This window comes from Flavobacterium sp. DW-iso2 (assembly GCF_058725285.1).
In genome coordinates, this window is record NZ_JBZXDY010000008.1 from 133,655 (window position 1) to 151,986 (window position 18,332).

The window sequence follows — 18,332 nt, forward strand, 5'->3', positions numbered from 1 at the left end:
AAAATGAAGTTTAAGAATATTTTTAAAAATACGGGTAATATGACTACTGAAAATACAGAAATCGATAAAGAGATGGATGATGTAACATTAGAGAACAATGCGAATGAAGAGCAAATTGTTGCTGATGAGTTAAGTGTTGAAGAGCAATTGACGCAAGACTTAGCGAAAGAGAAAGATAAATATTTACGATTATTTGCAGAATTTGAAAATTACAAAAGACGAACTTCAAAAGAGCGTATTGACTTGTATAAAACAGCAAATCAAGAGGTTCTTTTAGCTATGCTACCTGTTTTAGATGATTTTGACAGAGCATTAGTCGAAATACTTAAATCGGAAGACGAATTACTATTGAAAGGAGTAGAGCTTATTCATGAAAAACTGAAAAGCACGCTAGTTTCAAAGGGATTAGAACAAGTAGAAGTGAAAGCTGGAGATGCATTTGATGCTGATTTTGCTGAAGCAATTACTCAAATTCCTGCTCCTAAGATGAAAGGGAAAATTGTTGACGTTCTTGAAAAAGGATATAAATTAGGAGATAAAATTATTCGATTCCCTAAAGTTGTTATAGGCCAGTAATTTAGGCAGGTTTAGACGCGATTAATTGTGTCCGTACTTTCACAAGAAAAAATAAAGATGAAAAAAGATTTTTACGAGATATTAGGCATTTCAAAAGGTGCTGATGCAGCAGCGATAAAGAAGGCTTACAGAAAAAAAGCATTAGAGCATCATCCTGACAAAAACCCTGGGGACAAATCGGCAGAAGAAAAGTTCAAAGTAGCTGCTGAAGCTTATGAAATTTTAAGCGATCCAAACAAAAAAGCAAAATACGATCAATATGGTCACCAAGCTTTTGATGGTTCTGGAGGTTTTGGCGGTGGCGGAGGTCATCCTGGGATGAACATGGATGATATCTTCAGTCAGTTTGGTGATATTTTCGGTAGCGCCTTTGGAGGTGGTGGCGGATTTGGAGGCGGAGGTGGAGGTCAACGCCGAACTAAAGGAAGCAACCTACGAATCAAAGTAAAATTGACATTAGAAGAAATTGCTAATGGTGTTGAGAAAAAAGTAAAAGTAAAACGTAAAGTTCAGGCCCCAGGTGTGTCTTATAAAACATGTTCTACCTGTAACGGGCAAGGTCAAGTAATGCGTGTTACTAATACAATTCTAGGAAGAATGCAATCAGCATCTACCTGTCCTACCTGTGGTGGATCAGGTCAGATTCTAGATAAAAAGCCATCAGAGGCAGATTCTCAAGGGATGATTGTTGAAGATGAAACGGTTTCTATAAAAATTCCGGCGGGGGTTGTTGATGGGATGCAGTTAAAAGTTTCTAACAAAGGAAACGATGCGCCAGGAAACAGTGTTCCAGGTGATTTAATTGTAGCTATCGAAGAGTTAGAGCATGAATTTTTGAAACGCGAAGGAGAGAATTTGCATTACGATTTATACATCAGTTTTCCTGAAGCAGTTCTTGGAGTTTCCAAAGATATTGAAGCCATAAACGGAAAAGTAAGAATCAAATTAGAAGAAGGAATTCAATCTGGTAAGATTCTTAGACTGAAAGGAAAGGGTATTCCAAATATAAATGGATACGCAAGTGGAGATTTATTAGTACATGTAAATGTATGGACTCCTAAAACGATAAGTAAAGAGCAAAAGTTATTTTTCGAAAATAATATGAGTGATGAACATTTTGTTCCAAATCCTGAAAAATCAGACAAATCATTTTTCGAGAAAGTAAAAGATATGTTTTCTTAATTTTTATAAAGGTTAAAAATTAAATATAAGTTTCCCATCCTTGTGAAAATGAGGGTGGGTTTTTTTATGTAACAATTATATCTATTTCGATACTAATTATTTACTTTTACACAAATTCAAAATTTAGCATGAGTACTCTACTTGAAGTCAATAAAGTCGTAAAGCAATATGGTGATTATGTGGCGCTTAACGAAGTTTCATTAACAGTTCCGAAAGGCAGTATTTATGGGCTTTTAGGTCCAAATGGTGCCGGAAAAACATCCTTAATCCGAATCATAAATCAAATTACGTTGCCTGATAGCGGTGAAATCATCCTTGACGGTGAAAGACTGCAGCCCAAACACGTACAATACATAGGCTATCTTCCAGAAGAAAGAGGCTTGTATACCAGTATGAAAGTGGGAGAGCAATGTTTGTATTTGGCTCAAATGAAAGGGCTATCGAAAGCAGAAGCCAAAAAACAGTTGGAATATTGGTTTGATAGATTAGGAATTCAAGGTTGGTGGAATAAAAAAATTCAAGAACTTTCCAAAGGAATGGCTCAAAAAATTCAGTTTGTCGTTTGTGTGTTGCACAAACCTAAATTGTTGATTTTTGACGAACCTTTTTCTGGTTTCGACCCAGTAAATGCGAATGTAATTAAAGATGAGATTCTGGCGTTGCGAGATGAAGGCGCTACGATTATATTTTCTACACACCGCATGGAAAGTGTAGAAGAACTGTGCGATCATATTGCATTAATCCATAAATCAAATAAACTGATTGAAGGAAAGTTAGACGATGTTAAAAGACAATTCAAAACCAATAGTTTTGAGGTAGGTATTGTATCTGATAATGTCGAAGGTCTGATGTACGATATCACTCAAAAATTTACGGTTTCTCCAGCAAATTTTAAATCACTTGGAAAAGAGTTAAAGCTCGAAATCCAACTTGGTAATGCAATGCCAAATGAGTTGCTGCAAGTATTGACGCAACGGGGACAAGTCACTCATTTTGTGGAAAAAATTCCAAGTGTCAATGATATCTTTATTCAAACAGTAAGCGAAAAGTAAATCCTAATTTTAAAAATTCTAGAGCCAAATATGGTATTGGAATTATATATTTGAAAATTATAAATTATGAGTATTATTTCATTAATCATAAAAAGAGAGTTTATTGCCAAAGTGCGTAATAAATCTTTTATAGTTATGACCTTTTTAAGTCCGCTGCTATTTGTGGGTATTGCCGCATTTGTGGGGTATTTAAGTTCGATGAAAGCAGAAACAAAACGAATTGCGATTCATGATGAATCGGGTTTGTTTGTTAAAGAATTTATAGCGCAAAACAATCCGAAAAGTGAATATAAATACCTTGATTTATCTTTAATGGATTCGAAATTCTTAAAAGATAGTATCACTAATGAAAATTATGAGGGTTTATTGCTGATCCCGAATACCACTAATGCTGCCGAACTAGAAAATAAAATTCAATTTATATCTAACAGTAGTCCGAGCATATCGTTTATAGAAAAGGTTCAGGATATCGTTGCCAATAAAATCACTAAAACCAATCTGGAAGAAGCAAATTTGGATACTTTGGCAATCAGAAAGGCCCAGTCAAAGGTTAATATAAGCTTGGCAAAAGCTTCAGGAGAGCAAAGTATAAAAGGAATTAATGAAATAAAAATTGCCATTGGAGGTGGATTTGGATACCTAATCATGATGTTTATTATCATTTATGGTAACATGGTGATGCGGAGTGTGATCGAAGAAAAGACAAATCGTATTATCGAAATTATTATTTCATCGGTTAAGCCATTTCAATTAATGATTGGTAAAATTATTGGAACCTCACTGGCAGGAATCCTTCAGTTTTTTATATGGGCTGTAATAGGACTTTCGCTGATGTTTGCCGCTTCAGTATTTTTTGGAGTAAATGTTGGCCCAACGGCAAGAGTTTCACCGGAATTAATGGATCAGGCACAACATGAATTGTCTGGTACCGCACAAATGTATATCAAGGAGTTATGGAATTTACCCATAGCGAGTATATTGATCGGTTTTGTAGTTTATTTTATTGGAGGATACTTTCTATATAGCTCTTTTTACGCTGCAATTGGTGCCGCTGTTGATAATCAAACCGATTCTCAACAATTTCTTCTGCCTATCATTATGCCTCTAATGCTGAGTGTTTATGTAGGATTTTTTAGTGTAATCAATGATCCGCACGGTACTCTAGCAGTTGTTTTTTCGATGATTCCACTGACATCGCCTATTGTTATGTTAATGCGAATTCCGTTTGGCGTACCTTTGTGGCAAATTGCCATCTCGGTAAGCTTGTTATTTGCCACTTTCTTTTCAGTAGTTTGGTTTGCAGCAAAAATATATCGTGTGGGAATCCTGATGTACGGAAAGAAACCAACGTGGAAAGAGTTATACAAATGGCTTAAATATTAAAGTTTACTTGGTTGCTTGTTGTTTCGTTGAGACGGAACTTCAAAAAGCCAAATACTAATAATCAAAATAGATATGAGTAAAATATTAATCATAGAAGACGAAGCCGCTATTCGAAGAGTACTGACTAAAATACTTTCTGAAGAGAGCGATACCTATCAGGTTGAAGATGCAGAAGATGGTGTGGCTGGCTATGAAAAAATAAAAAATAACGATTACGATCTTGTTTTGTGCGATATAAAAATGCCAAAAATGGATGGTGTCGAATTACTTGAAGCAGTTAAAAAAATAAAACCAGAAATTCCTATTGTTATGATCTCTGGTCATGGCGATATGGAAACGGCTATCAATACAATGCGACTGGGTGCCTTTGATTATATCTCAAAACCACCGGATTTAAACCGATTGTTGAATACGGTCAGAAATGCATTGGACAAAAAACAACTCGTAGTTGAGAATAAGATTTTAAGAAAAAAAGTCAGCAAGAATTACGAAATGATTGGTGATAGCGAAGCAATCGGTCATATAAAAGTGATGATTGACAAAGTAGCCCAAACAGATGCGCGTGTACTTATAACGGGTCCAAACGGAACGGGTAAGGAATTAGTGGCGCATCAGTTACACGAAAGAAGTGAACGCGCTAATTTTCCTTTAATCGAAGTGAATTGTGCCGCGATTCCTTCTGAATTGATAGAAAGTGAATTGTTTGGACACGTAAAAGGAGCTTTTACGTCAGCAGTAAAAGATCGTGCTGGTAAATTTGAAGCTGCAGATAAAGGAACTATTTTCTTGGATGAAATTGGCGACATGAGTCTTTCGGCTCAAGCCAAAGTATTACGTGCGTTGCAAGAAAGCATGATTACAAGAGTAGGAGCAGATAAAGACATTAAGGTTGACGTTCGCGTAATGGCAGCCACCAACAAAGATTTGAAAACGGAGATTGCCGAAGGTCGTTTCCGTGAGGATCTATACCATAGGCTGGCCGTAATCTTGATCAAAGTACCTTCATTAAATGAAAGACGTGAAGACATCCCAATGCTGATTTCTCATTTTGCAGAAAAAATTGCTTCTGAGCAAGGAAATGCAGTGAAGAAGTTTTCTGGAGACGCTGTTAAATTATTGCAGGAATACGATTGGACTGGAAATATTCGTGAATTGCGTAATGTAGTAGAGCGTTTGATTATCCTTGGAGGAAGTGAAATTTCTGAGAGTGACGTGAAGCTGTTTGCCAGTAAATAAAAATAAATTAATGACTAAAATACAGAAATTGGAATTCAATATTACTGTTTTTTACTCTTTCAATAATACCAAATGAAATTAAAGAAAATAAACGAAAAGTTACGAGAAGGATTGGTTGATAATGGTTTAACCGAAGCTAATACTTTACAAAAAGAGACTTTTTCTACGTTGAAAAGTGGTGCAGACTGTATTATTATTGCGCCAAAAGGTAGTGGAAAGTCAACTACAATTGTCATCAATGTGATTCAACAATTGGTTTGTGAGGGAGAACAATCGCCTCGTGCTTTGATTATCGTGGAAGATAAAGCCAAGGTGTTAGAAATGGAAGCCATCTTCGAAAAATTCGAGAGATATACTGATTTGGTAGTATACGGAGTGCACGATAGAGGAGATATGGAATATGACAAAAATTATATTTCAGGTGGAGTTGATGTATTGATAGGGACGCCAATTAAGTTAAACGAAATGTTTACTACTGCAGGTTTTAATGTGAACAGATTGAAAATGTTTATTATTGATGACGCAGATCCTATATTGAAATTACGTCATGAAACTAAACTGATGCGTATGTCTAATAGTATCAATAAAACACAGCGCATTATCTTCGCGGATAGGCTATCGGATAGAATAGAAAGTCTTGCTGATAAAATGATGGTAGAGCCTTATCTATTCGAAATAGAAGAAGGCGAAGAAGAGGATGAGGAAGAAGAGGATACAAAATAATATAAAATAAATTACCATGGGATTAATGAAAGTGTTTTCAGGAAGTGAAATATTAGCATTGGCTTTAAAAGAAAAAATTGAAGCAGCAGGTGTTGATACAGTGATGAAAGATAATATTCAATCTGCTAGATTAGCGGGTTTTGGAAGTTCGGGTTCGGCTGTTGAGGTTTTCATACAGGAAACTGATTTTGCAAAAGCAAATCCAGTTATCGAAGAATTTAGATTAAGTATTTAATAAAGAATTGATTATTCATACAAATTAAACCCTGGCTGTCAATTATGATATCAGGGTTTTCTTTTTTAATGATTTGTATCACAATTATAAAAAAAAAACAGATGAAATATAAGATGCTGGTGATAGACATGGATGATACCTTGTTGACAGACGACCATAAAATTTCGGAAGAAAATAAAGAAATGCTTTTACAAGCGCAGGAAAAAGGAGTGTATGTTATTTTGGCATCGGGGAGACCAACGCCTGCAATGATTGCTTATGCCAAAGAATTGAAAATGGACAATTCCTATATGATTTCTTATAATGGCGCTGTAATCACCGATTTAAAAGAGGACATAGTAATTTTTGAACAAACCTTAACGCAGGAGCAAATACACGAGTTGTACGAGTATAGCATAAAAAGTAAAACGCATATCATTACGTATCTTGATGGTAAAGTAGTGAGCGAAACAAATTCAGAGTATATCGATATTGAGCTAAATATTACAGGTTTATTGCACAATAAAGTATTGGATTTCAAGGCTGCTGTTACTTCATCGGCTGTGAAATGTATTTTATTGGAAGAGCCAAGTTATCTAAAAGCAGTGGAGAAGGACTTGAAACTAGCCATGCCTCATTTGAGCGTGAGTATGTCAAAACCTTTTTTCCTCGAAGTGGCGCAAAATGGTATAGACAAAGCAGCAAGTATAAAAATATTGGCAGAGAAACTGGGTATTCAGCAAAGTGAAATTATCGCTGTTGGGAACGCAGGGAATGATTTGACGATGATAGAATATGCGGGCTTGGGTGTCTGGGTCGATAACGTTACTCCTGAATTAAGAGACAGAGCGAATGTTATTGTTGCCTCAAATAATGACCACGGTGTTGCTGAGGTAGTAAGACGTTTTATCTTAAATTAAAAATACAGCTTTATTTTATTGCAACTGAAAGGAAATAGGTATTACCGTCACCCATTGATAATTTTACTCTTTCGTCACAAATATCTATTGAAAATTTAGCATTTTCGAAACATGAGCAAGTCGTTTTAGCATCTTTGGCCATTTCATTTTCACATTTCATACTTTTATAACTCATTAGTTGTGGCGTGTAAAAACTAACTAAATCAGTTGAAGCGGTTACTAATGAAATGATACTTGCAGAATTGTTATTGGCAATTTTATACACAATACGATCGGTATAGTTAATGTTGCTAACTGCAGTTTTGCGAATGTAAGTATAGGAGGTCGTTGCTGTAGCTGCTGTTTTTTCTTCAAATGTAAATCCTAAAGCTCTAATTTCTAAATCAAATTTAGTTTGAGAATTGTAAGTAGCCCAGGTAGTCAATGTGCTTAATGTGGGAAATGGGTTTGATGATGTAATATTATTGCTTTGAGCTTGTGAAATTGTAATACAGGAAAAAATTAAAAATAGTGTTGAGTATAAATTTTTCATAGTTGAGTTTTAATTTGCTGTTGTGGCTTTTCGATAGGATTTCTTCGACAAATTTTCTTTACACGTCAAAAATAAGTCTTTTTTTAAAAGTAAATGCAGGAATCTATGATTTGTTACTATTACTCCTAATAATTTTTAATAGAGTACTGTGATCGTGTCTAGTATCTTATTTTTTAAAATTGATTTAATTTTTTTCTCACCTTTTTTAGACTCAATAAATTCAAGGGGTTAATTCCTAAGCCTGTGATATTTTTTCTGGTAAACCGGGCTACTTTGTCATAAAACAAAGGAATTATTGGTGCTTGGTCAATAATGATTTTGTCCATTTTTTGATACAAAACAAAACGTTTTTGATCATCCGTTTCCTTAAAGGCTTGTTCGTATAAACGATCGAATTCTTCATTTTTAAAATGAGTGTAGTTTGGTCCGTTTGGAGAGAAATTGTTACTGTAAAACAGCGATAAATAATTCTCAGCATCAGGGTAATCAGCAATCCAACTCGCTCTAAAAAAAGAAACTTTACCGGTAGAAATAGCTTGACGCAATGTAGAAGGAGGACTTATATCGACCTGAACGTCTAATCCTATTTTTTGCCACTCTCGTTGCAAAAACTCTCCAATGTCTACATAAGAAGCATTCGTGCTTAATTGAATAACAGGATTTTTGTCACCCGTAGCTTTCTTATACTCATTCACTAATTTTTTCGCTTTTTCGATATCGTAGGAGTATCCTTTGGCATTATTAAAACTGGGTAAACCTGCAGGGATAATTCCGTTTACTGCCGGCGTTCCCATATTATTTCGCAAATAGGTAATCATTTTTTGGCGGTCGAAACCGTAATTCATCGCTTGCCGAATACGTAAGTCTAATACTGCTTTGTTGTTGCCATCCATTCTAAATCCAAGGTACTCGGTATTAAGGTAAGGCCCAGTAATCAGGTTGATCTCGTTTTTGTATTTGGGCTGTAGTTCTCCCTTTTGGGTCAGAATATCATCTTTATAGGAAGGATCAAGACCGGAAGTGAAATCTAATTTTCCTTGTATGAATTGTAGAAAACCACTTTGCTTGTCTGGTAAAAAAGTAATAGCAACGGCTTCTAGATAAGGCAGTGAATTTCCTTTTTCGTCTTTTTCATAAAATAAAGGGTTTTTTCGCAAGACCAGTTTTACGTTTTCTTCCCATAGTTTCATTTGGAAAGGACCTGTTCCTATAGGGTGTGAACGAAATTCACTACCATAATGGGACACCACTTCTTTTGGTACGACCGAGGCATATTTCATGGCCATTAAACCTAGAAAAGCGGGAAAAGGTTTGGTTAGTTTGATTTCAAAAACGCTGTCATTTTGTGCTTTGAAGCTTTCTACGTTTTGTAAAACCCAACCACCGGGAGAAGCTACTTTCTCGTCTAGTAATCGGTTGAGGCTGTATTCAAAATCGGAGGCTTTTACAATTCTGGTGCTGTCTTTACCAAATAAGATGTGTTTTTGGAAATAGATGTCATTTCGCAACGTAAAAGTATAGGTTTTCGCATCAGCAGAAATAGTCCAAGATTTGGCAATATCGGGTTGGATATTTAATTTTTCGTCCAGTTGTAGTAAACCATTGAAAATGTGGTTACAAGCCCAGATGTTTGATTGTACTTTTGAGAAAGCAGGGTCAAGAGAAGTGATATTAGCACTTTCATTGTAACGAAAAACAAGATGGTCTTTATTTTCTGTACTGTCTTTTCCACAGGAAGCAAATGTTAATACAATACAAAGTGTTGATATATAGTGAATTATTGATTTCATTTTAAAGAATATTGTACGTAAATTTGCAAACTCTTTTTACAAAGATGTAAATATAATAAGTTACTACTAAAAACGTAGTTTATCCCTATGGAAAACAGAAAAAAAGTTGCCTTTTATACGCTTGGTTGCAAATTGAATTTTTCAGAAACTTCTACGATTGCTAGAAGTTTTGAAGACGAAGGTTTCGATCGTGTAGATTTTGAAGAAGTCGCTGACATGTATGTAATCAATACGTGCTCCGTTACTGAAAATGCCGACAAGCAGTTTAAGCAAGTGGTCAAAAAAGCAATGAAGCTCAATAATAAAGCTTTTGTAGCCGCTGTGGGTTGTTATGCACAGTTGAAACCAGAAGAATTAGCTGCAGTTGATGGAGTTGATTTGGTTCTTGGAGCTACAGAAAAATTTAAAATTATCGATTATATCAATGATTTGTCCAAAAACGATTTTGGAGAAGTGCATTCCTGTGAGATCGCTGATGCTGATTTCTACGTAGGAAGTTACTCGATAGGCGACAGAACCCGTGCTTTCTTGAAAGTGCAAGACGGTTGTGATTACAAATGTACCTATTGCACAATTCCGCTGGCTAGAGGAATATCTAGAAGTGATGAATTGAATAATGTTTTGAAAAATGCTTACGAAATTTCGAAGCAAAATATTAAAGAAATTGTTCTTACCGGAGTAAATATTGGAGATTACGGAAAAGGGGAATTTGGAAACAAAAAGCACGAACACACCTTCTTGGAATTAGTTCAGGAATTAGACAAAGTAGAAGGAATAGAGCGTTTGCGAATTTCGTCTATTGAACCTAATTTATTGAAAAATGAAACCATAGAATTTGTTTCGAAAAGCAGAACTTTTGTACCTCATTTTCATATTCCGTTGCAATCAGGAAGTAACGATATTCTGAAATTGATGAAGCGTCGTTACCAAAGAGAAATATACACGGAGAGAGTAAATAAGATTAGAGAAGTGATGCCTCATGCCTGCATTGGCGTGGACGTGATCGTTGGTTTCCCTGGAGAAACCGATGAGCATTTCTTAGAAACCTATCGTTACTTAAATGAAATGGATATTTCTTATTTGCATGTTTTCAAGTATTCCGAACGTGATAACACGGAAGCTGCAAATATGGATGGTGTCGTGCCTGAGAATGTTCGTGTGAAAAGAAGTAAAATGATGCGTGGATTATCAGTCAAAAAACGCCGTTCTTTCTATGAAAGCCAGTTGGGAAGTACTAGAACAGTTCTTTTTGAAAGTGAAAATAAAGAGGGTTACATTCATGGCTTTACTGAAAACTACGTTAAAGTTAAAACACCGTGGAATCCAGAATTAGTGAATACGTTGCATGAAATCAATTTGACTACAATTGACACTGATGGAAGTGTTAGAATGGAATTTGTAGCTGTTGAGGTGTAGGCACTTTAAAATAATTAAAAATTTAAACCATTAAGAGATTAAGAAAATTAAGGTAGAACTTAATAGAACTTAATCTCTTAATGGTTTTTTTTAGCAGTGGTATGTTGTCTTTTGACTTTCCACTAATATTACGGGTTTGTTGACCAAATTCCTGCGTCTTTTATAAATACGCGTCGGTTTAATTTTAATTGTGCGATGATTAATTCAGCTACATCTTCAGCTTGCATCACGTTTTCAGGGTTACCGTCAGTTAGTTTTAAATCTTTGGCCATTTCAGTAGCCACCGTGCTTGGTGTTAAAGCAGTAACGCGAATGTTGTGTTTGCGAACTTCTTGCATTAAGGATTCAGTTAGTCCTAATACGGCAAATTTAGAGGCGCTGTAGGCACTAGTCAACGCATTTCCTTTTAATCCTGCAGTAGAAGAAATGTTTATAATATCTCCAGTTTGTCTTGCGATCATATTAGGTAAAACCGCGCGAGTTGTATAGTACGTTCCCATTAAGTTCACCTGAATGATGCGCTCCCATGCTTTAGGTTCCAATTCTAAAAATTTACCAAAAGCTGCAATTCCTGCATTATTGATTAATATGTCAATCGTTTTAAATTTATCCAGGGCTTCTGCCACTGCTGTATCTACGGAAAAAATATCAGAAACATCCGCTATAAGTGTCAATGACTTTACGCCTAATTTAGTTACTTCTGAAGCTACCTCGTCTAAATCAGATTGGGTGCGTGATACTAAAATTAAATTTACGCCTTCTTTTGCCAATGCAATAGCAATTGCTTTACCTATTCCTTTTCCGGCACCTGTAATTAGCGCATTTTTATTTTTTAAGTCAGTCATTATGTTCAAATTTTAGTTGATTAGTAGCAAAGTTAAGCCATTCTAATTTTTTAATGGCAGAAGAGAAAGTAAATAAAAAGTTAATTTCTACGGGGCCTAAATATTTAAATTTGATAAATTATTCAAATAATTATGTAACACTTTAGTTCCTAAAATAGGTCAATTTTGTAATATAAATAATAACTATGAAAAAATTAGCCCTTCTTTTTAATATAAGTCTCCTGATTCTTTTTGCTTCATGCAAACAACAAGCTGATGTTGAAAGTGTTGAAAGCGATCCGGTAATCAAGCGACAAGAACCGAAAAGTGTTTCTTTTCATTTCGAAAACACAAAACAATGGTTGGCTGTAAATGGCGTCGATAATAAAGCGCTTCGCATTGCATACGCTGTAAACCGAACCGATGCTGTCAATTTCAAGCAAATGGATTCTATTTTAATTCCAGGGGATATGAGCGGCGATATTGAATTCTATCTTCCTTTTCCAATGACTGTTTCGTATTTAAAAGACATAAAAAAAGTCATCTTTTTTTCGTATCCTACGCAAACATTTGCTGCTTATGAAAAAGGGCAATTGATTTATACGGGACCTACTAACATGGGAAGCGAAAAACATAAAACGCCAGAAGGGCTGTTTTTTACGAATTGGAAAGCGGAGGAAACTACAAGCACATTTGATGATGAGTGGGATTTACGTTGGAATTTTAACGTAGAAAATAAATTAGGTGTTGGATGGCATCAATATAGTTTACCGGGTTACCCAGCTTCTCATTCTTGCTTGAGGCTTCAGGAGACTGATGCTAAGTATTTATACGATTGGGCTGATGAATGGCAATTAGCCGATTCAGAAACAGTTAAAGTAAAAGGGACTCCTGTAATCGTTTTTGGTAGTTATGATTTTGCTGCGCCTAGACCATGGCTACAATTGGCTAGTGACCCAAAAGCATTAGCTATTTCAGAAAATCAAATTGAGGAAGAAACAATGCCTTTCTTAAGTGATATTCTAAAAGAACAGAAAAATAGAGAAACGGTTCAGACTGCTAAATTATAGGAATAACATTCTATTTTTTTACTTGAGGTTCATACTTAGTTTGTAAATAGTACTTTCTAAGGCATCTGTGTCCTTGTCCTCACAAAGTAAAAATTGGATTTGATTCTTGGTTTTTAAAAATAAGGTTAGCCCTTCAAATTTATTTGTGGGGCTAATTTTTTGTGTAAAATCTATTTTCATAGTCTCGATGTCAATGCGACCAATAAGGCTTCCTAGGATTTCTCCATCGTCATAAGTAGAGGCGGTATTTTCGGCTGTGGCCAAGAAATAAATTTTATTGTCAACCAACACTGCATCAGTAAAGCTGGTGCGAACGCCTTTTATTTTTGGGAGCTTGTAATCGTTAGAAAGAAGGCTAAATTCTTCGTTTAATTTTTTGGCATGAAGGGTTAAAATGACATTTTTGTTGTTACTTCCATTAGCACGATTGAATAAGTACCAATTTTCGCCATCATAAATAGCGCCTTCTAAATTAAAATCTTCCGGTTTTATGTCTCCAAAACTTTGCATGACTGCATATAAATCAACTAGATTATTAGTCGTTGATTTTTTTCTTGTTTTTAAATCGAATTCGATCATCGCATTCCTTTGTGCGGTGGATCCCGAACCAAAGATATAGAGTGTGTCTTGAAAATGAGTGAGGGATTCAAAGTCGGGCTTGTCCTTTTTTGCAATGTTTTCAATTGGATTTTGGATGAGGGGGTATTTGTTAAGGCTGGTATCAGTGACGTTATATTCGTATAAAAAGCCACTGTTGTCACCAATTAGATAGATAGAATTGCCTTGGAAAAAAATCCCTGATGCGGAACCAATACCGATAATTGTTGTGAATAATTCTAATGTAATTTTTTTCATAATTTGATGTTGAAAACGTAAATCCCTAGCCCAGATAGTAACGAAAATCCTATTGTGCTAGCCCCGAAGCTTCGGGGCGGCACAATAGATTGAAGTGAATAGCTGGAAAAAGCTCCAAAAAATCATCAAGATTACTCCTGATTATTTGTTATATTTGAGAAAGTAAAGATAAAAAAATCCCTATGAAATCGATTAATCCCGAAGATTTTAAAGTAGTTAACAAGATAGAATTGTCAAAACTTCCGACTAATTTAGATATTGGTGCGAGTGATGACAAAAAAGAAGATAAATTAGAAGATGTCATCGATAAGTTGAGTGATTTGCAGGATACGATGTATGCCCACAATAGGTATGGGGTTTTGATTTGTTTGCAGGGCATGGATACTTCAGGTAAAGACAGCTTGATTCGGGAAGTTTTTAAGGACTTTAATTCCCGAGGCGTTGTGGTACATAGCTTTAAAACACCTAATTCGACCGAGCTAGAACATGATTATTTATGGCGACATTATTTGGCATTGCCTGAAAAAGGGAAATTTGCCGTTTTTAATAGAACGCATTATGAGAATGTATTAGTTACTCGGGTGCATCCAGAGTATATTTTAAATGAAAACTTACCAGAGATAGAAGATGTTTCATCGATTACACCTGTTTTTTGGGAAAACAGGATGGACCAAATTAAGAATTTCGAGAAACATATTACTCAAAATGGAACCATAGTGTTGAAATTCTTTTTACACATGAGTAAAGAGGAACAGAGAGAACGTTTGTTGCGACGATTAGAAGAGAAAAAGCACAATTGGAAGTTCTCAGTAGGAGATCTGAAAGAGAGAGAGCTTTGGGATGATTATATGCATTATTATGAAGAAGCAATCAACAAAACTTCTACATCGTATGCGCCTTGGTTTGTAATTCCTGCAGACGATAAAGAAATGTGTCGTTATATTGTGGGTAAAATCATTTGGGAAGAAATGCAGAAACATACTGACATTAAAATGCCTGAAATGGATGAGAAAATTGAAAAAAATATCGAATTGTACAAAGAGATGCTGACAAAAGAATAAAAAAAAATGCTCTGAATTTCAGAGCATTTTTTTTACTAATTCAAAAGAATATTATAGTTCAAAACCATAAGCTACACGAAGTGCAATCTGATTTGTATCATATTCAGTATAGGCTTCATAACGTAAACTTACATCAATATCTTTAGTAGCGTATCCAAGACCTGGAGCCCATAAGTATGTGTTTTTTTTGTTTACGTCAGTGTTTGTTACTGCTAATCCACCACCGATTTCACCTAATACATAAAATTGGTCTTCCCATACGAAAGCCTTGAAACCAGCTTTTACAGGAATGAAACCTAGATCTTTAACTCCGTTGTTAATAAACAAGTTAGTAAAACCTGTAGTTAAGGTCAAAGATGTTCTTTTAGTTAAATCATATTGAAGTCTAACATCAGCACCTAAAGAGTAATTGTAAAAATCAGTATTTGTAGGTACGCCTCCATTAAGACCTATTCCTAAACGGAATCCTTGATCGTAATTTTTTACTTCCGTTGTTTCTTGTGCTTGTACGTTACTTGCAAACATCATTGTGATTGCGAAAGCGAATACCATTTTAATTTTTCCTGCAGTTTTCATAATATGAATTATAGTGTTAAATAAAATTTTGTCTTGTTTGGTTGTTAAAAGTACACTCAAATTGACTGATGCAAATGTATGCCGATTAAAAGCTTGAAAAGTTATAGAATTATTTGATTTTCTTACATAATTCTTGAATAGGGAATAATTTTCTAAGAAAGGTGCGGTTATTAATTGAATAATACAGGAACTATCAATAGCTTCTAATTATATTTGCCATTAAAAAAAAGTAAAGTGAATTTTTCTAAATATACTCAGGAGTTTTCTTATAATTTAAGATTAGCCTATCCAATCATCTTGGGGATGCTTGGACATACAATTGTGGGAATCGTAGATAATATAATGGTTGGAAAACTAGGTCCAACAGAATTAGCAGCGGTTTCTTTAGGTAATAGTTTTATTTTTGTAGCAATGTCAATCGGTATTGGTTTTTCTACGGCTATAACACCCTTGGCAGCAGAAGCTGACGGGAAGAATGATATTGACGAAGGAAGAGGTGTATTTCATAACGGGCTATTTTTATGCACGATCTTAGGTTTGACCTTATTCTTGATTATTTTCTTTTTTAAGCCTTTGATTGCTTTCATGGGACAACCAGATATAGTGGTCGAAATGGCAAAGCCCTATCTTGATATTGTTGCTTTCTCGCTTGTTCCACTTATTATTTTCCAGGCATACAAGCAATTTGCTGATGGCAAATCAGAGACTAAATATTCGATGTGGGCTACTATCATTGGGAACGTCATTAATGTGGTCATCAATTACTTCTTGATTTATGGAATTTGGGTTTTCCCTAAAATGGGAATTGTGGGAGCTGCTATCGGTACGATAGTTTCTCGGATTGTAATGTTGCTTTTTATGCATTACATCATGATTAGAAAGCCAAAATTCCATCCTTATTTTGAGAATTTTAGTTTAAAGGAAATTAAGAAAAAGATGCTCAATAAAATTATCAACTTAGGCTTGCCTTCCTCTATGCAAATGTTTTTTGAGGTAGGCTTGTTTACAGGGGCAATTTGGCTTTCAGGAGTTTTGGGAACGACAAGCCAGGCTGCAAATCAGATTGCGTTGAGTTTAGCTTCTTTGACTTTTATGTTTGCAATGGGTTTAAGTGTGGCTGTAACAATTAGAGTAGGGAATCAGAAAGGATTGATGGATTATGTGAGATTACAGCTTGTGGCGCGATCCATATTTTTATTAGCAATACTTCTTGAGACTGTATTTGCTGTTGTTTTTGTGGTTTTTCACCAATATTTACCTCAAATGTTTGTGGATGTTAACGACATGAAGCACATAGTTGAGACTGAGGAAGTTGTTCTAATAGCCTCCCAGCTACTATTTGTGGCAGCATTTTTTCAAATTTCTGATGGAATTCAAGTTGTTGTTTTGGGTGCTTTAAGAGGTTTGCAGGATGTCAAAATACCAATGTACATTACATTTGTGGCGTATTGGGTTGTTGGTTTTCCAATTTCAATTTACCTGGGGTTATACACTGATTTGAAAGCTACTGGTATTTGGATAGGATTACTGGTAGGATTATCTTTTGCCGCTTTATTTTTGTATCTTCGCTTCTCTCGATTGACGAAAAAGTTAATCTTAGAGAAATCTATAAAATAATGTTATTCTAACATTGTAACTTCTAATTTGTTTATTAGTCTAATAAACATTCTAAATTAAAATACATGATAATACTTATTATTCTAGGCATAATCTTAGTGGTTATGAGCTTTACTTTGAAAACAGATCAAAATCCGCTGTCAAAATTTTCAAGTCTTTTTAAAATTATTGGAATAGTATTAATTGTTGGAGGAATATTCTCTTCAGCATTTAAACAAATCAATGCGGGTACAGTGGGTGTTAAATCCTTGTACGGTAATGTAGAACCAGGTATTCTTACAAGTGGACTGAATGTGATTAACCCACTTTTAGATGTGACTGACTTTGATATTCGAACTCAAAATTACACCATGTCTTCAGGGCAGTCTGAAGGAGATCAAGTGGGTGATGATGCGATTCGAGTATTGTCAAATGATGGACTTGAAGTAGTGATTGATTTAACTGTCCTATACCGTGTGTCAGCGGCAGATGCTCCACGTATTTTTAAAGAAATTGGAGTAAGTTACAAAGATAAAATTGTGCGTCCAGTTACTAGTACACGTATCCGTGATAATGCAGTCTATTATGACGCGGTAGCTTTGTACTCTACTAAAAGAGTTGAATTTCAAGATCGTATTTTTAACACTATTCAAGAGGACTTTAAAGCAAGAGGTCTTATTCTAGAGCAATTGCTGATTAGAAATATTAATCTTCCTACTTCAGTAAAAGCATCTATTGAAAGTAAAATTAATGCGGAACAAGACGCACAAAAAATGACTTTTGTATTGCAAAAAGAAAAACAAGAAGCAGAACGCAAAAGAGTAGAAGCGCAAGGTATTGCTGATTACCAAAGAATTATTTCTATTGGTTTAACGGGAAAACAATTGCAATATGAATCCATAAAAGCACAGAAAGAACTAGCCGCATCACCAAATACGAAAATTATTTTTATGGATGGGAAAGGAAGTTCTTCAATCATTCTTTCTGATAAATAGATTATATTTGTTGCAACGATTATTGATTTAATCGTTGCAATGAATTTAGCAATTAATGATTTAACATTTATAAATGGAATTACCAAAATTTTTACTAGGCGACAACACTGATTTTCAAGAAGATATTTTTATCATTCACTTAGATTATCCAAGATTTATTATCAATCTTAAAGATGATGAGGTAGAATTTATTGAAGAAGCCGAAGATCTTGATGAAGGAGAATTAAATGCCGAAATGGAAGGATTAATAGTTTTGGCTAACGAATTTTATGATCGAGAAATGGAACGTTACGAGAAAGAGTAACGATTAATATATTGTTTTACTGTAAAT

19 protein-coding genes are annotated in these 18,332 nt (G+C 34.9%); 14 read left to right on the top strand and 5 right to left on the bottom strand.

The genetic code is table 11. The features are described from left to right. Positions 1–3 precede the first annotated feature (3 nt). The 8 genes from AC4PRO_RS07950 (at position 4) to AC4PRO_RS07985 (ending at position 7,286) form a co-directional block, all read left to right on the top strand. Entirely contained in the window at positions 4–576 is a 573-nt protein-coding gene (locus tag AC4PRO_RS07950) for a nucleotide exchange factor GrpE (RefSeq protein ID WP_492116954.1), read from the top strand. Positions 577–633: 57 nt separating this feature from the next. Continuing rightward, complete coding sequence (dnaJ, locus tag AC4PRO_RS07955) at positions 634–1,758, top strand: molecular chaperone DnaJ (protein ID WP_492116955.1); 1,125 nt, start codon at positions 634–636, stop codon at positions 1,756–1,758. A gap of 128 nt (positions 1,759–1,886) precedes the next feature. Next, positions 1,887–2,810 (top strand): ABC transporter ATP-binding protein, encoded by a 924-nt coding sequence (locus tag AC4PRO_RS07960; protein ID WP_492116956.1) that lies wholly within the window; start codon positions 1,887–1,889, stop codon positions 2,808–2,810. A gap of 66 nt (positions 2,811–2,876) precedes the next feature. Then, positions 2,877–4,193, top strand: a complete 1,317-nt coding sequence (locus AC4PRO_RS07965) for an ABC transporter permease (RefSeq protein WP_492116957.1) — start codon at positions 2,877–2,879, stop codon at positions 4,191–4,193. A 72-nt stretch (positions 4,194–4,265) separates the two neighbouring features. Continuing rightward, on the top strand, positions 4,266–5,429 hold the full coding sequence (locus tag AC4PRO_RS07970) for a sigma-54-dependent transcriptional regulator (protein ID WP_492116958.1): 1,164 nt from the start codon (positions 4,266–4,268) through the stop codon (positions 5,427–5,429). 72 nt (positions 5,430–5,501) lie between these two features. Beyond that, positions 5,502–6,152, top strand: a complete 651-nt coding sequence (locus tag AC4PRO_RS07975) for a DEAD/DEAH box helicase (RefSeq protein WP_492116959.1) — start codon at positions 5,502–5,504, stop codon at positions 6,150–6,152. A 16-nt stretch (positions 6,153–6,168) separates the two neighbouring features. Continuing rightward, entirely contained in the window at positions 6,169–6,387 is a 219-nt protein-coding gene (locus AC4PRO_RS07980; protein WP_074721256.1) for a putative signal transducing protein, read from the top strand. Positions 6,388–6,488: 101 nt separating this feature from the next. Continuing rightward, positions 6,489–7,286, top strand: a complete 798-nt coding sequence (locus AC4PRO_RS07985; RefSeq protein WP_492116960.1) for a Cof-type HAD-IIB family hydrolase — start codon at positions 6,489–6,491, stop codon at positions 7,284–7,286. A gap of 10 nt (positions 7,287–7,296) precedes the next feature. On the opposite strand, the gene AC4PRO_RS07990 is transcribed toward AC4PRO_RS07985, so the two are convergent. Together AC4PRO_RS07990 and AC4PRO_RS07995 are read right to left on the bottom strand one after the other, a co-directional pair. Beyond that, positions 7,297–7,818 carry a hypothetical protein gene (locus AC4PRO_RS07990; protein WP_074721252.1) on the bottom strand — a complete coding sequence of 174 codons (522 nt, stop codon included), beginning with the start codon at positions 7,816–7,818 and terminating at the stop codon, positions 7,297–7,299. 173 nt (positions 7,819–7,991) lie between these two features. Further along, positions 7,992–9,608 (bottom strand): ABC transporter substrate-binding protein, encoded by a 1,617-nt coding sequence (locus tag AC4PRO_RS07995; RefSeq protein ID WP_492116961.1) that lies wholly within the window; start codon positions 9,606–9,608, stop codon positions 7,992–7,994. 87 nt (positions 9,609–9,695) lie between these two features. Here AC4PRO_RS07995 and mtaB point away from each other — a divergent pair, with 87 nt between their 5' ends. After that, complete coding sequence (gene mtaB, locus AC4PRO_RS08000) at positions 9,696–11,024, top strand: tRNA (N(6)-L-threonylcarbamoyladenosine(37)-C(2))-methylthiotransferase MtaB (RefSeq protein WP_492116962.1); 1,329 nt, start codon at positions 9,696–9,698, stop codon at positions 11,022–11,024. Between the two features lie 128 nt (positions 11,025–11,152). Here the strand turns inward: mtaB and AC4PRO_RS08005 are convergent, their stop codons facing one another. Then, positions 11,153–11,869, bottom strand: coding sequence for a 3-ketoacyl-ACP reductase (locus tag AC4PRO_RS08005; protein WP_074721246.1), 717 nt, complete (start codon positions 11,867–11,869; stop codon positions 11,153–11,155). Between the two features lie 185 nt (positions 11,870–12,054). On the opposite strand from AC4PRO_RS08005, the gene AC4PRO_RS08010 reads away from it, so the two are divergent. Next, positions 12,055–12,918, top strand: coding sequence for a L,D-transpeptidase (locus AC4PRO_RS08010; RefSeq protein ID WP_074721244.1), 864 nt, complete (start codon positions 12,055–12,057; stop codon positions 12,916–12,918). Positions 12,919–12,936: 18 nt separating this feature from the next. Here the strand turns inward: AC4PRO_RS08010 and AC4PRO_RS08015 are convergent, their stop codons facing one another. Continuing rightward, positions 12,937–13,773 (bottom strand): DUF6929 family protein, encoded by an 837-nt coding sequence (locus AC4PRO_RS08015; protein ID WP_492116963.1) that lies wholly within the window; start codon positions 13,771–13,773, stop codon positions 12,937–12,939. 182 nt (positions 13,774–13,955) lie between these two features. Between AC4PRO_RS08015 and AC4PRO_RS08020 the strand changes: the two genes are divergently transcribed. Then, on the top strand, positions 13,956–14,834 hold the full coding sequence (locus AC4PRO_RS08020) for a PPK2 family polyphosphate kinase (RefSeq protein ID WP_492116964.1): 879 nt from the start codon (positions 13,956–13,958) through the stop codon (positions 14,832–14,834). Between the two features lie 51 nt (positions 14,835–14,885). On the opposite strand, the gene AC4PRO_RS08025 is transcribed toward AC4PRO_RS08020, so the two are convergent. Further along, on the bottom strand, positions 14,886–15,410 hold the full coding sequence (locus AC4PRO_RS08025; protein WP_074722014.1) for a hypothetical protein: 525 nt from the start codon (positions 15,408–15,410) through the stop codon (positions 14,886–14,888). Between the two features lie 234 nt (positions 15,411–15,644). Here AC4PRO_RS08025 and AC4PRO_RS08030 point away from each other — a divergent pair, with 234 nt between their 5' ends. The 3 genes from AC4PRO_RS08030 to AC4PRO_RS08040 all read left to right on the top strand — a co-directional run bounded on the left by AC4PRO_RS08030 (position 15,645) and on the right by AC4PRO_RS08040 (position 18,305). Beyond that, entirely contained in the window at positions 15,645–17,027 is a 1,383-nt protein-coding gene (locus AC4PRO_RS08030) for an MATE family efflux transporter (protein WP_074722012.1), read from the top strand. A 65-nt stretch (positions 17,028–17,092) separates the two neighbouring features. Then, on the top strand, positions 17,093–18,001 hold the full coding sequence (locus AC4PRO_RS08035; protein ID WP_074721238.1) for a prohibitin family protein: 909 nt from the start codon (positions 17,093–17,095) through the stop codon (positions 17,999–18,001). A 73-nt stretch (positions 18,002–18,074) separates the two neighbouring features. Beyond that, the gene (locus tag AC4PRO_RS08040) at positions 18,075–18,305 is read left to right on the top strand and encodes a DUF8828 family protein (RefSeq protein WP_074721236.1); all 231 of its coding nucleotides are present in this window, start codon (positions 18,075–18,077) and stop codon (positions 18,303–18,305) included. The last annotated feature ends 27 nt before the right edge of the window (positions 18,306–18,332 follow it).